This is a genomic window from Thioalkalivibrio sp. ALMg11 (assembly GCF_000377905.1).
Classification (GTDB): domain Bacteria; phylum Pseudomonadota; class Gammaproteobacteria; order Ectothiorhodospirales; family Ectothiorhodospiraceae; genus Thioalkalivibrio.
Genome location: NZ_KB898877.1, coordinates 12,916 through 25,846, shown reverse-complemented (window position 1 = coordinate 25,846; position 12,931 = coordinate 12,916). Strand labels below are relative to the sequence as shown.

Below are 12,931 nucleotides of genomic sequence, written 5' to 3'. Positions count from 1 at the left end.
TTGTCCTTGTCTTGTCTTTGGGGCGAAGGCTTCGGCCGGTCTAGAACTCGGCGTTCCAGGTCAGCCCGAAGCTGCGGCCGGGGGCCCAGATGTCCTGTACGCCATTGGCCGGGTCCAGGCGCGCCTCGGTCATCTCGTTAACGTGCTCGCGGTAGGCCTTGTTCGCGATGTTAGTCACGCTAAAGGTGATCTCGTTGGAACGAAAGCCGGCGCTGGGCCCGAAGCGGTAGCCGACCGCGAGATCGGCGGTGGCGAAACCGGAGGTGTTGCGTTCGCTGTTGTCCGTGAAGGTGTCGGCCGTCCGGCTCTGGCTCGCGACGGCGCGGATGCGGGCATCCCACTGCCAGCCCTGCGCGACCGAATGGTTGAGCCCGATACTGGCTTCAGGCGGCGGCATCTGGGTCAGCGGCTCGTCAAAGCGGCTGTCGCGGTTCTCGCCGCGAATCCAGGTGCCGCTCGCGTAGCCGGTGACCGCAGCGGTAAACGCGTGCTCCACCAGGGCCTCGACGCCGTGGATGCGGGCCTCGTCGAGGTTGATCGTCTGCTTGATTTCGGAGCCGATTACTTCGCCACCTATGTAGTCGCGGATCCGGCTTTCGTAAGCGGATACGGTGTAGGAGGTCGCGCCGATCTGGCCGCGTGCGCCCACCTCGAACGTGCGGTTCCGTTCCGGGTCCAGCTGCGGATTGCTGAGCCAGGTGTAACCGTCGCTGTAGGGATAGGTGAGATAGCGTTCCAGCAGACTGGCAGAGCGATAGCCCTCGGAGAGGCTGAAATACGGGTTAAAGGCCTCATCCAGGTGCCAGGTCAACCCGGCCGACCAGCTGAGGTTACGGTCGGTCTTGTCGAGTGGGGGGGCGACCATGAACGCATCATCCGCTTTCCCGGAAATCTCGTCGTACCGAACACCAAGATTGACCGTGGCCCAGTCCAGGTAGGTCTCGTGCTGCGCGAATATCCCAACCGACTCAATGCGTCCGTTCTCTACCAAAGGCTGAGGCGTATCGATAAACGGATTGACATACTCGCCTGGTTGGAACTCATTGCTCTCGGTCCCGAAATACGATTCGGGGCTTGCACGAAGACGCCAGGCCTCGGCTCCGACCAGCAGGATCTGGTCATCGGTGGGTATCAATTCGGCCTGAAGACGCAGTCCATCAGTCGTGAAGTCCGTGTCGGACGTGCGGTAGTCCCGTCCGAGCTGTTTGTTCCAGTCGTAGTTGCCGCGCGATAGTTCGTGGCGGTAGACCGAGGCTTCGACACGCGGTGCCCAGGTGCCATTCAGTTCGCCTTCGTACCGGAGTTCGTACAGGTCGCGGGTCTGGCGCGGGGTGTAGTGCGTATTCAGCCCCATCGGCGGAGCAATAGATCCTTCCTGGGGTTCATCGGTGTTGAAGTTGCGCGAGGCGAGGTACCAGACGTCCTTGCGTTCGTCGCGCTGGGCGCGGAACTGGACCTCGTGGCCTGGTGCGAGCTTGCCGCGGTAGCGCAGGTGGTAGGCGTTCTGTTCGGTGCCGGAGTCGCGCAGGCGCTCGCCGTCGCCGTTTTTGTAGTCGTCGGTGTTCAGGTAGGCGGTGGAGAGGTCCAGCACGTTGCGGTCGTTGGAGACGGTCACGCCGATCGCGCCGCGGATGCCTTCGTCGACCGAGGTGACGCCCAGGCGCGAAAAGCCGCGGGTCTCGGGTTCGTCGGTGAAATCGCCGCCGCGGGTGATGATGTTGATCACGCCGCCCATGGCACCGGCGCCGTAGAGCACGGAGCCCGGGCCGCGTACGATCTCGATGCGTTCGATCAGGTCGACGTTGACATAGGAGGCGAGCGAGCCGCGGGCCGGTGGCTGCATCGCGTTGATGCGCACGTCATCGACCAGAACCAGCACCTGGTCGCGCTTCAGGCCGCGGATGATCGGATCGGAGCCCACCGATCCGTCCACGGCCGTGGCGACACCCGGCTGGCCGCGCAGAAGGTCGCCGAGGGTGCGTGCCTCGCGGTTGCGGATTTCGCTGGCCTCGATCACGGTGACGGAAGACGGCGTCTCGTCGATCAGCGTCTCGTACCCGGTGGCCGTAACCGATACGGTGCCCAGTGTCTGAGCGGCCTCCTGGGCATGGGCGAGGGCAGGTGATGCAAGCAGACTGGCCAGCGTCAGATGACCGACAACACGACGTTTCATGACTCGATGGCTCCCCAATAAGCGTTTCAGAACGCGCTAAAGTAGGTGCGTCGATCACGAAGGGCAATTTAAACCCCTAATGGCCAGGCCCATTCTGGGCATGTCATGGCCGTCGGCGAACAAGGGCCAGAGGAGGGATCCGCCATGCTGGAACTGGGAATCGTCGCGCTGGCCACGTTCTTCGTGACCATCGGGCCGGTGGATGTCGCGGTGGTGTTTGCGGTCCTCAGTCGGGGCGTGGACCCAGCCCAGCGCCGCGCCATGGCCATCCGCGGGGCGGCGGTCGCTGGCGGCATCCTGTTGCTGTTTGCGCTGGTCGGGGAGGCGCTGTTGTCGCTGCTGGGGATCTCGCTGGCGGCGCTTTATACCGCGGGCGGGATCCTGCTGTTGCTGATCGGCATCGACATGGTGTTCGCGCGCAGTTCGGGCGCGGTGTCGGCAACGGCGGCCGAGACGCAGGAGGCGCGCACTCGCAAGGACTTGTCGATCTTTCCGTTGGCCACGCCCTTGCTGGCCGGCCCCGGCGCGATGGGGGCCGCGATCCTGATGATGAGCCGGGCCGAGGGCGACTGGGCGGCCCAGGCCGTGGTGCTGGGCGCATTGGTGGCCGTAATGGTGCTCGCGCTGGTGTGCTTGCTGGTGGCGTCACGTCTGCAGCATTGGCTGGGTGTGACGGGCGCGCATGTGCTCACCCGCATTCTGGGCGTGCTGCTGAGCGCGCTGGCGATGCAGTTCATCTTCGACGGGCTTCAGCGAAGCGGCTTGCTGGGCGCCTGAAACGGTCGCGTGATCATGCGATGAAGGGGGCCCTCCGCTTATGCGAGAAGGCCCCGGGCGTTGGTGGGGATCAGAGCAGGTCTTCGGTGATGGCGTCGATGCCGGCTGCTGCGCATTCGTCATCGACCTGTCCGCTGGGGGCGCCGGAGATGCCGATGCCGCCGACGATCCGACCATCGGTCGTGATCTGCTTGCCGCCGCCCAGAGTGCTGACGCCTGGCAGGTGCTGGATGCCATAGCCGGCCTCTCCCGGTTCGGTCATCTCGCGAAGCTCCAGGGTGTCGGTGCGGAAGCTGACGGCGGTCCAGGCCTTGCGGATGGCGGTATCCACAGTGTGCGGACCTGCAAATCGGTCGCGCTTCAGGGCCTGCGGCGTCCCATGTCGGTCGACCACGGCTGCGGTGATCTGGGTGTCGCGTTCGCGGCAGGCCTCGACCGCGGCCTCTGCGGCCTTGACCGCAAGCTCGGGGATCAGGGTTGGGGTGTCGAAGGTACCCTCGCTGGCGTGCAGGGGCGCGGCGGAAAAGGCGAGCAAGATCGGGGCAGCAAGGCAGTAACGCAGGGTCTTCATGATGGGTCTCCAGAGAGCTGTGGTTTCGCACTCTGGTAACTAGATGCCCGGGCACGGCTCTTCAATGCGCCGAGACCCCGCGCTAAGTGGTATCCACTTTCTATCAAGTAAATCCTCCTATCCGACAGTAAGGTACGGAAGAAGTCTTATAAAACGGATTGAATAACGCCACGCCTGGCGGCTGTGCAGCTGGCGCCCGTTGGACGGGCCGATCAGGCGGCGCCGCTCGCGGCTTCACGCTCGCGACGGGCGAGGTCGCGCAGGGCGTGGCGCAGGGCCGGGCGCAACGGGGTATTCAGGTGAGCCCTCGCTCGGGACGGCGGGATGGCGTGCTGCCGGCAGAACAGCCCGAGGGCGTAGGCAAGGTCGTCGCGCGAGAGTGCGGTTTCGCGTTCGGCGCTCGGCCCCTTGCAGGCACCGCACTGATTCACGCGGACCTGGAAGGCGGTATTGGCCAGCATGACCCCGAAGCCCATCTGGGTGGCGAGGAGCTCCGCGATATGGGCCTCGTTGCCCTCCAGGGCGGGTGGGGGCTCGCCAGCCGTGGCGAGCAGGCGCAAGGCGATCTCGCGCGCGAAGTGGGCAATCAGCGCCTGGGAATGGGCGACGAGCTCCGGATCGTAGCGGATGCCGACGCCCCCGGACTGGGGGGCCGCCGGGTTGCGGCTCGGTCGGGCCGTATTCATCGCATCCCAGGGGATGGGGTCGTCCATCAGGTTTCCAGGGTGCACGAGCCGGAACGGGCTGTCCGCGAGTCCGGCATGGTCCAGCACGCGATCGAACACCAGTTGAGCCATGGCCTGGCGATTGTCGGCCTGCCCGGGGAAGTGCTCGGCGGTGGGCAGTACCAGATGTGCCTTGCGCAGCATCGGCCCCAGGTGCGGCTCGTTCCCGGCCCAGTCGAAGATGGCGTGGATCCATGCCCGGCTTTCGGGGTCGAGGGCCGGGGCGCGTTGAAACAGGCGGGGAATGAGCGAGATCACATGCGATCCTGAACGGCGGACGTAGGCTCATTGTAAGGCAGGCGAGCAGGCCGTCGCGATGGGCGCTGTTGCCGGTCGGTTGGCCTGCTATGTTTGTTGGATCAGGGCCGAATACCGGCACGGCGTGCCGGTGGCTGCATCAAAGGAGATCAGCATGAAGATGATGAAGGCGGCGGTTTTCGTCGAACCCGGACGGATCGAGCTGCAGGAGCGTCCGATCCCGGAGATCGGACCGACGGACGCCCTGCTGCGGGTGACGACCACGACCATCTGCGGGACCGATGTGCATATCCTCAAGGGCGAATACCCGGTGGAGGCGGGCCGCATCGTGGGGCACGAACCGGTTGGGGTGATCGAACGCCTCGGGGACGCAGTGACCGGCTATGAGGTCGGCCAGCGGGTCATCGCGGGGGCGATCACGCCCTGCGGGCAATGCCATTCCTGCCAGGAGGGCATCTCCAGCCAGTGTGGTGGCAAGGCCATGGGTGGCTGGCAGCTGGGAAACACGATCGATGGCTGCCAGGCGGAGTACGTGCGTATCCCCAATGCGCAGGCGAATCTGACCCCGGTGCCGGATGGCCTGAGCGACGAGCAGGTGCTGATGTGTCCCGACATCATGAGCACGGGTTTCGGCGGCGCCGAGCATGGGCATATCCACATCGGCGATACCGTGGCCGTGTTCGCCCAGGGCCCCATCGGCCTTTGTGCCACGGCGGGTGCCAAGCTCATGGGGGCCACCCGGATCATCGTGGTGGACGGGGTGCCGGAACGCCTGGAGACCGCCCGCAAGCTGGGGGCGGACGTGGCGATCGACTTCCGCGAGCAGGACCCGGTCGAGACGATCATGGAGCTGACTGGCGGGCGCGGGGTGGATGTGTCCATCGAGGCCCTGGGGCAGCAGGAGACGTTCGAGGCCTGCCTGCGCATCCTGAAACCGGGCGGGACGCTTTCCAGTCTCGGGGTGTATTCGGGCAAGGTCTCCATGCCGCTGGATGCAATCGCCGCCGGCCTGGGCGATCACACCATCGTGACCACCCTGTGCCCCGGCGGGAAGGAACGCATGCGGCGGTTGATGGAGGTCGTCGCCTCGGGGCGCGTGGATCTGACGTCGATGGTGACGCACCGTTACAAGCTGGCGGATATCGAGGCGGCCTACGACCTGTTCTCGCATCAGCGCGACGGCGTACTGAAGGTCGCCATTACCCCGTAGTGAAGCACTGACTGAACCAGGCGGCCGCGAGTTCGGCTGCCTGTTCCAGAGTGCCCGGTTCCTCGAACAGGTGGCTGGCGCCAGGCACGATCTGGAGCTCGCAGCGCGCGTGCATAAGCGCCTGCGCCTGGCGATTCAGTTGAATCACCATGGTGTCGTCACCGCCCACGATCAGGAGGGTGGGGCTCTGGACTCGGGGCAGGGCCTCGCCTGCCAGGTCCGGTCGGCCGCCGCGCGAGACAACGGCCCGGATGGTCTCCGGCGCGGCCGCGGCGGCCTGCAACGCTGCGGCGGCGCCGGTGCTGGCGCCAAACAGCCCGAGCGGCAGGGGAGCCAGACGAGGCTGGGCGGCCGCCCATTGGCAGGCTTGCACCAGCCGCCGGCCGAGTAGCTCGATATCGAAGCGGTTGGCGTAGGTGCGATCCTCGGCCTCGGTGAGAAGGTCGAACATCAGGGTGGCGATGTTGCTTGCCTGCAGTGTCTGAGCGACCTGGTGGTTGCGCGGGCTCAGGCGGCTACTGCCGCTTCCGTGCGCGAAGATCACGAGTCCGGCGGGCGTCTCGGGCAGGCCGAGAATGCCCAGGTGGACCTGGTCGTCCAGGACCAGGGCGACAGTCTGTTCCTCAGCGCGAGACATCGGGTTTTTGCGCGTGGTGGACCGAGGCCATCAACGCGATGACCTCGTCGTCGGAGGTCTGGGCGAAATCCTCGTAGTACGCCCCCACCGAGCCGCGGTAGTACTTGGGGATGTCCAGGGTGACGAGTTCATCCACCTCGTTTTCCAGGAGCGCCGCGGTTTCCGCTGGTGCCACCGGGATCGCCACGACCAGGTGGCGAGGCTTGCGCTGACGCGCGTCACGGATCGCGGCGCGCATGGTCAGTCCGGTGGCGATCCCGTCGTCGACAATGATCGCCAGCTTGCCGCCAACGTCCGGGGAGGGTGCCGTGCAGTAGAGCGCGCGCCTGCGTTGGGCTTCGGCGCGTTCGCGTGCCTCCGCCTGGTCCAGCCAGTCCGGATCGACGCGTTCGGCCTCGCGCGGATTACAGACCCGCTCGCCCTGCTCGGGCACGGCACAGATCGCGTACTCGGGATGGAACGGGTGGCCGATCTTGCGCGGGATCAGGAGATCCAGGGGCATGCCCAGGTGCCCGGCGACAGCGACCCCCAGGGGGACTCCACCGCGCGGCAAGGCGTACACAACGCCGGGCTGTCCGCGATAGCGGTCCAGGGCGTGTGCGAGTTGCTCGCCGGCTTCGTTTCGGTCTCGAAAACGCATTTGGCCTACGCTCAGCGTGAGTTGGCATCACCTGAAGTGTAGACAGGCGTTGATTGATCACTCGCGGGCGACGCAAACAAAAAGGCCCGGGACCAGCGGTACCCGGGCCTTGGAAGAGGTGGGGGCCCCTTGGTTTTAGTTGAAGGCTTCCCCGGGCTTCACGCCCATCGCCTTCAGGATCATTGCCAGCGGGCAGAAGCCGGTGAAGGCGGACTGCAACAGGTTGGCGCCGACGAACAGGGTGAGGATCAGCCACATCGAGGAAAAGACCCACGCGAGGATGGCGCTGATGATCACGACGGTGCCGGCAAAGGCGAGGACGATGCGGTCAATACTCATGAATGGTGTCTCCTGGTTAAGTATTAGCGAATACTAATATGCAGTCTGGCGCTCACGAATTCAAGGGGCGCCAGGCTGATGGCGCTCTTCGCCCCCGATGCGTGGGACCGGGTTCAGGGGAAGATTTCGCCGGGCTTGAGCCCCATCGATCTCAGGATCATTACCAGCGGGCAGAAGCCGGTAAACGAGGCCTGAATCAGGTGGATGCCCATGAAGACGGCGAGCAGAAGCCACCAGGGGCTGGCCAGCCAGGTGAGCAGTACGCTGACCAGGACGACAATACCGGCAAACAAAATGAAGAAACGGTCGGTGGACATGAGCACTTCCTCCCTTGTTACTACCCAGTAGATAGCACCGGCGCAGGGGTTCGGCAAGCATCCGTCCGAATGCCAGCCTGGGGAAGGCTGATCAACGCACGCGTTCGCGCTTGAGCCGCAACGCTGTCGGTGGGCAGATTCGGCCAGGCCCTGGCGTTCAATCGGTCGTGGCGTTGGTACCCCACGCTCCCCGATTTGCGTTGCGACCTCCAAAGAGAGGACACAGGCCAGTAGCACGCCTACCCGTCTGCGTGCCGTATCGGGTCTCGGAACACATGGGGTAGCCGGGAATGCGTCTAGCGTTCCTCGATGGAGGTGTAGTCGCGCGAGCGGTAGCCGGTGTAGAGCTGGCGCGGTCGGCCGATGCGGGATTCGGGATCCTGCATCATTTCGTTCCAGTGCGAGATCCAGCCGACGGTGCGGGCGAGGGCGAAGATCACGGTGAACATGTTCAGCGGGATGCCCATCGCGCGCAGGATGATGCCGGAGTAGAAGTCCACGTTGGGGTAGAGCTTGCGCTCGATGAAGTAGTCGTCCTCCATCGCGATGCGTTCCAGCTCCATGGCGACGTCGAACAGCGGCTGGTTATCCGCCCCCATGTCGCCCATTTCCGCCAGCAGGTCGTGGCACATCGCGCGGATGATCTTGGCGCGCGGGTCGTAGTTCTTGTACACGCGATGGCCGAAGCCCATCAGGCGGAACGGGTCGTTCTTGTCCTTGGCGCGAGCGACGAAGTCTTCCACGCTCTTGTCGGAGTGCACGATCTCCTCGAGCATGCGGATGACCTTCTCGTTGGCGCCGCCGTGCAGCGGGCCCCACAGCGAGGCGATGCCGGCGGAGATCGCGGCGAACGGGTTGGCCTCGGAGGAGCCGGACAGGCGCACGGTGGAGGTCGAGGCATTCTGCTCGTGGTCGGCGTGCAGGATCAGGATCAGGTCCAGCGCGCGTACGAACACCGGGTTCGGCTGGTAGGGCTCGCTGGGCACGCCGAACATCATCGCCAGGAAGTTGGCGGTGTAGGACAGGTTGTTGTCCGGGTACATGAACGGCTGGCCATTGGCGTACTTGTACGACCATGCGGCAATGGTTGGCATCTTGGAGATCAGCCGGTGCGCGGCGATGCGCCGATGTTCCGGGTTATGCACGTCTACGTTGTCGTGATAGAAGGCCGACAGCGCGCCCACCACGCCGACCATGATCGCCATCGGGTGCGCGTCGTGGCGGAAGCCGTCGAAGAAGCGGCGCACCGCCTCGTGCAGCATCGAATGCTCCTTGATGATGCGCGAGAAGTCGTGCAGGTCGTCGGCGGCGGGCAGGTCGCCGTTCAGCAGCAGGTAGCAGACCTCGAGATAGGTGCTCTCCTCCGCCAGCTGCTCAATTGGGTAGCCACGGTAGAGCAGGGTGCCCTCGTCGCCGTCGATGAAGGTGACGTCGGAACGACAGCTGGCCGTGGACATGAACCCCGGGTCATAGGTGAAGTAGCCGAGCTCCTTGTACAGGGTGCGGACGTCCAGGCAGTTGGGGCCGTGCGAGCCCTCCTGGATCGGCAGCTCGATGCTCTTGCCGGTGGTGTTGTCGGTCAGCGTGACGGTTTTGCTCATGAAACGGCCTCGTAGCGAAGGGGTCGTCCGGATGCGGATTAGGTGAATGGTAAACCATCGACCGCCCTGCGGCAGAGGGGGGCGTGAAGTGTGTTGCGCCCGGATGAAACGGGCGGCCGCGCTTGTTGGGCGAGGGCGTCAGGGCCCGGGGGTTGCGCGGCGCTGGCGCTTGTCGGCGTACATTGCGGCATCGGCGCTGGTCTGGGCCTCGGGCAGGGACCCGCTGATGGTGCGGCAGGCGTAGCCGATGGAGGCCGCCACACCGGCCTCCTGCAGCGCCGCACGCAGCCGGTTCGCGATCCCGGGGAGGTGGTCGGCCGGGGTCTCCGGCAGCAGCACGCCGAACTCGTCGCCGCCCAGGCGGGCGACGATGTCGATCTCGCGACTGGCATCACGCAGGGCCTGGCCAGCAGCCGCGATCAACCGGTCGCCGGCGTCATGGCCTTCGTGGTCGTTGACGGTCTTGAGGTTGTCGAGGTCGATGGCGATGAGACCCGCCGGGAGGCTGTGATCCTGGCAGCGCTGTTCCTCGGCGCTCAGCGCGAGTAGCCAGCCGCGTCGGTTGTAGGTGCCGGTGAGGGCGTCGTTGTAGGCCTCGAGTCTCAGGGCCTCGCGCTCGCGTTCAAGTTCGTCGATCTGGCGGCGCTGGCGGATCAGTGACTCGATGACGGTGACGGCCGCCTGGATTTGTTCGGATTGCGCCTCGATATCGGCCGATATGGGCTCCGGGTTCATCGCGCAGAGTACACCGTACATCTCGTACTCGCGGTCCTGCACCGGAAACCCGATGTAGCTGCCGATGGCAGGGGGATCGGGTTGTGCGGCCAGGGCTTCCTGGTAGGCGGGAACCTGTTGTACGTCCGGGGCGATTCGCGGGCCGCGTTCGGCGAGCATGCGTATGCAGAAGGAGTTGCCCCAGTCAAAGGCCGTGCCTGCATGAATGCCGTAGCCGCGGTCATCGGCGCGCACCACGATCTGCTCGTTGTCCTCGATCCGGGTCAGCATCCAGACGTCCAGGGGGACGATCCGGTGGAGCAGTTTCAGGATGTGGTCGACCCCGAGGTTGAACGGGGAGGGCGCGGTATCGGGGATGTCGAAGATTCGGGCCATGGGACATTCCGTCGGGACGGTGGGGGCGGCTGTTAGCCGCTGAGGGTGGGAAAAGTTTAGGAGATCGCGGGTTGCGGTGCCGGTCGCAGTTCGCGTTCCGCGCGCTTCAAGGCGTGTTCCAGGCTTCCTGCACCTGGTTTGCGCATGGCGTGGCCAATCGCCGCGGGGATGGCCTTTTCGAACAGGGCCTGGTGGATGTGTCGCGCTTGTGCCGCCAGGGGTTGCTCCCTCAGGTCGATCGCGAGCAGGCCAAAGCGGGTGCCACCCAGCCGACCGATAAGGTCGGTGGGGCCTGCCAGACCCTGCAGGGCGAGGATCGCGCGAACCAAGTCGGTGTCATCCTGGATGCCGGTGCTGTCCGCGCCCGAGTCCCCGGGGAAGAGATCCAGCAGGATGATGCCGGCGGGTTGACCGCTCTGTTGGCAGCGGGTCTCCTCCGCGTCCAGCGCGAGTTCCCAGCCGTGGCGGTTGAGAACGCCGGTCAGGGGATCACTGTGCGCGGCCAGGGCCGCGTGCTGGCGCAGCCGGTCCAGCCCCTCGGCGCGCTGGCTGAGGCGCAGCAGGTGCCCCAGCGATGCTGCCAGGGCGCGGACGACCGGCTCATGGTGTTCGATCGCGGGGTCCATGGGCTCGGGATGCAATCCGCAAAGCGTGCCGAAGAGTTCGCCATCGGCATCGTACAGCGGGAACCCGATGTAGCAGCCGATGGTGGCGACGTCATTGATCGGGGCGCTGGCATAGGCCGGAACCGTGCGTGCGTCCGCGGCGATGTTCGGTCCGTCTCCGGCGTTCATGTGCACGCAGTAGGAGTGTTGCCAGCTGAACTGGGCCCCGGGGCGGATGCGCGGTGCGTGGCCGTGGGTGTGCAATACCACCCAGTCGTCCGACTCGACCCGTGTGAGCATCCACATGTCCAGCGGGATCAACGCCTGCAGGGCGCTCAGCGTGGCATCGACGGCTCCGGAGAAGTCGTCGGCCAGTGCGGTTGCAAGGGTGGCCCTGGGCATCGGAGGCTCAGCTCGGTTGGGTCGGGCCTGTCATCCTACAGACGCGGGAGTTCGGGGTGCGACAGCTGCCCACCGTGGACGTGCTGGCGCCCGAACTCGGCGCAGCGGGCAAGGGTGGGGATGGCCTTGCCGGGGTTGAGCAGCCCCAGCGGGTCAAACGCGCGCCGCAGGTGGTGAAACTGCTCCAGTTCCGGCGCGGCGAACTGTACGCACATGCCGTCCAGCTTTTCCACGCCTACGCCGTGTTCCCCGGTGACGGTGCCGCCCACCTCGACGCACAGTTCGAGGATCTGCTGGCCGAAGGCCTCCGCCGTTTCCAGTTGCCCGGACTGGTTGGCGTCGTAGAGGATCAGTGGATGCAGATTGCCGTCTCCGGCGTGGAACACGTTGCACACGCCCAGGCCATACTCGCGCGACAGGGTGTTGATCCGCTCCAGCACCGTCCCGATCTGGTGGCGCGGGATGGTCCCGTCCATGCAGTAGTAGTCCGGCGAGATACGCCCGGCGGCAGGGAAAGCGGCCTTGCGCCCGGCCCAGAACAATGCGCGCTCGGCGTCATCGCGGGCGGTGTGCACCTCGGTCGCGCCCAGGTCCAGCAGCTTCTGGCGGACCACCATGATGTCCTCGGAGACCTCGGCGTTGGTGCCGTCGAGCTCGCACAAGAGGATCGCGGCGGCATCCACCGGGTAGCCAGCGTGGACGAAGTCCTCCGCGGCACGGATGGCGGCGTTGTCCATCATCTCCAGCCCGGCCGGGATCAGGCCGGCGGCGATGATTCCCGCCACCGCCCGCCCGGCGGTATCGACCTGGTCAAAGCTGGCCAGCAGGACCTGGGTGCGCTCGGGGCGGGGCAGCAGGCGCACGGTGACTTCGGTGACGATGCCCAGCATGCCCTCCGAGCCGACCATGAAGGCGAGCAGGTCCAGCCCGGCGCTATCCAGGGTCTTGCCGCCCAGCCGGATGATCTCTCCATCCAGGGTGACCAGTTCCAGCCCGATCACGTTGTGCACGGTGAGCCCGTATTTCAGGCAATGCACGCCGCCGGCGTTTTCGGCGACGTTGCCGCCGATGGAGCAGGCGATCTGCGAGGAGGGGTCCGGCGCATAGTAGAGCCCCTGCGGCGCTGCCGCCTCGGAGATCGCGAGGTTGCGCACGCCAGGCTGGACGACCGCGCAGCGGTTGTCGGCATCGATCTCCAGGATGCGATTGAAGCGCGCCAGGGATAGCAGCAGCCCGGTCTCGCTGGGCAGCGCGCCGCCGGACAGCCCGGTGCCAGCCCCGCGCGGCACGATCGGGACTCCGTGCTCGCGGCAAAGCCGGAGGCAGGTCAGCAATTCGTCGCGGGTGCGCGGCAGGGCCACGGCCCCGGGAATCTGGCGGTAGGCGGAGAGGCCGTCGCACTCGTAGGCTCGGCGTTCCGCGGCCTCGACCACCAATGCATCCGAAGGCAGCTCGGTGGTCAGACCCTCAATGACCGCAGCCAGCGCCTGTGCGGCGGCCTCGGTCGGGGCGATGGACAGATCGGCACTCATGGCCTCGATGGTAGGGGCCTGCTGGGTGCGTGCG

At 66.0% G+C, this 12,931-nt stretch carries 13 protein-coding genes; 2 read left to right on the top strand and 11 right to left on the bottom strand.

All coding sequences use genetic code 11. The annotated features are described in order from the left end of the window. Positions 1-40: 40 nt before the first annotated feature. Entirely contained in the window at positions 41-2,173 is a 2,133-nt protein-coding gene (locus tag D578_RS0111740; protein ID WP_018950139.1) for a TonB-dependent siderophore receptor, read from the bottom strand. A gap of 144 nt (positions 2,174-2,317) precedes the next feature. Here D578_RS0111740 and D578_RS0111735 point away from each other — a divergent pair, with 144 nt between their 5' ends. Continuing rightward, positions 2,318-2,950 carry a MarC family protein gene (locus D578_RS0111735; RefSeq protein WP_018950138.1) on the top strand — a complete coding sequence of 211 codons (633 nt, stop codon included), beginning with the start codon at positions 2,318-2,320 and terminating at the stop codon, positions 2,948-2,950. A 70-nt stretch (positions 2,951-3,020) separates the two neighbouring features. On the opposite strand, the gene D578_RS0111730 is transcribed toward D578_RS0111735, so the two are convergent. Both D578_RS0111730 and D578_RS0111725 read right to left on the bottom strand, forming a co-directional pair. Further along, positions 3,021-3,521, bottom strand: coding sequence for a heme-binding protein (locus D578_RS0111730; RefSeq protein WP_018950137.1), 501 nt, complete (start codon positions 3,519-3,521; stop codon positions 3,021-3,023). A gap of 212 nt (positions 3,522-3,733) precedes the next feature. After that, positions 3,734-4,504, bottom strand: coding sequence for a hypothetical protein (locus D578_RS0111725; RefSeq protein ID WP_018950136.1), 771 nt, complete (start codon positions 4,502-4,504; stop codon positions 3,734-3,736). 154 nt (positions 4,505-4,658) lie between these two features. Here D578_RS0111725 and D578_RS0111720 point away from each other — a divergent pair, with 154 nt between their 5' ends. Beyond that, entirely contained in the window at positions 4,659-5,714 is a 1,056-nt protein-coding gene (locus D578_RS0111720) for an NAD(P)-dependent alcohol dehydrogenase (RefSeq protein ID WP_018950135.1), read from the top strand. On the opposite strand, the gene D578_RS0111715 is transcribed toward D578_RS0111720, so the two are convergent. The 8 genes from D578_RS0111715 to D578_RS0111680 form a co-directional block, all read right to left on the bottom strand. Next, a complete protein-coding gene (locus D578_RS0111715; RefSeq protein ID WP_018950134.1) occupies positions 5,704-6,351 on the bottom strand; it encodes a dienelactone hydrolase family protein in 648 nt (215 codons plus the stop codon). The genes D578_RS0111720 and D578_RS0111715 overlap by 11 nt on opposite strands. Then, positions 6,338-6,991 (bottom strand): phosphoribosyltransferase, encoded by a 654-nt coding sequence (locus tag D578_RS0111710; RefSeq protein ID WP_018950133.1) that lies wholly within the window; start codon positions 6,989-6,991, stop codon positions 6,338-6,340. The genes D578_RS0111715 and D578_RS0111710 overlap by 14 nt, the downstream gene beginning before the upstream one ends. Before the next feature lie 135 nt (positions 6,992-7,126). After that, positions 7,127-7,330: a DUF2892 domain-containing protein gene (locus tag D578_RS0111705; protein ID WP_018950132.1), complete on the bottom strand. Its 204-nt coding sequence runs from the start codon at positions 7,328-7,330 to the stop codon at positions 7,127-7,129. Positions 7,331-7,443: 113 nt separating this feature from the next. Continuing rightward, entirely contained in the window at positions 7,444-7,647 is a 204-nt protein-coding gene (locus D578_RS0111700) for a DUF2892 domain-containing protein (RefSeq protein ID WP_018950131.1), read from the bottom strand. Between the two features lie 296 nt (positions 7,648-7,943). Next, the gene (locus tag D578_RS0111695; protein ID WP_018950130.1) at positions 7,944-9,248 is read right to left on the bottom strand and encodes a citrate synthase; all 1,305 of its coding nucleotides are present in this window, start codon (positions 9,246-9,248) and stop codon (positions 7,944-7,946) included. A gap of 138 nt (positions 9,249-9,386) precedes the next feature. Then, positions 9,387-10,358, bottom strand: coding sequence for a sensor domain-containing diguanylate cyclase (locus D578_RS0111690; protein ID WP_018950129.1), 972 nt, complete (start codon positions 10,356-10,358; stop codon positions 9,387-9,389). Between the two features lie 56 nt (positions 10,359-10,414). After that, entirely contained in the window at positions 10,415-11,365 is a 951-nt protein-coding gene (locus D578_RS0111685; RefSeq protein WP_018950128.1) for a GGDEF domain-containing protein, read from the bottom strand. 35 nt (positions 11,366-11,400) lie between these two features. Further along, positions 11,401-12,897 (bottom strand): FAD-linked oxidase C-terminal domain-containing protein, encoded by a 1,497-nt coding sequence (locus D578_RS0111680; RefSeq protein WP_018950127.1) that lies wholly within the window; start codon positions 12,895-12,897, stop codon positions 11,401-11,403. Positions 12,898-12,931 lie beyond the last annotated feature (34 nt).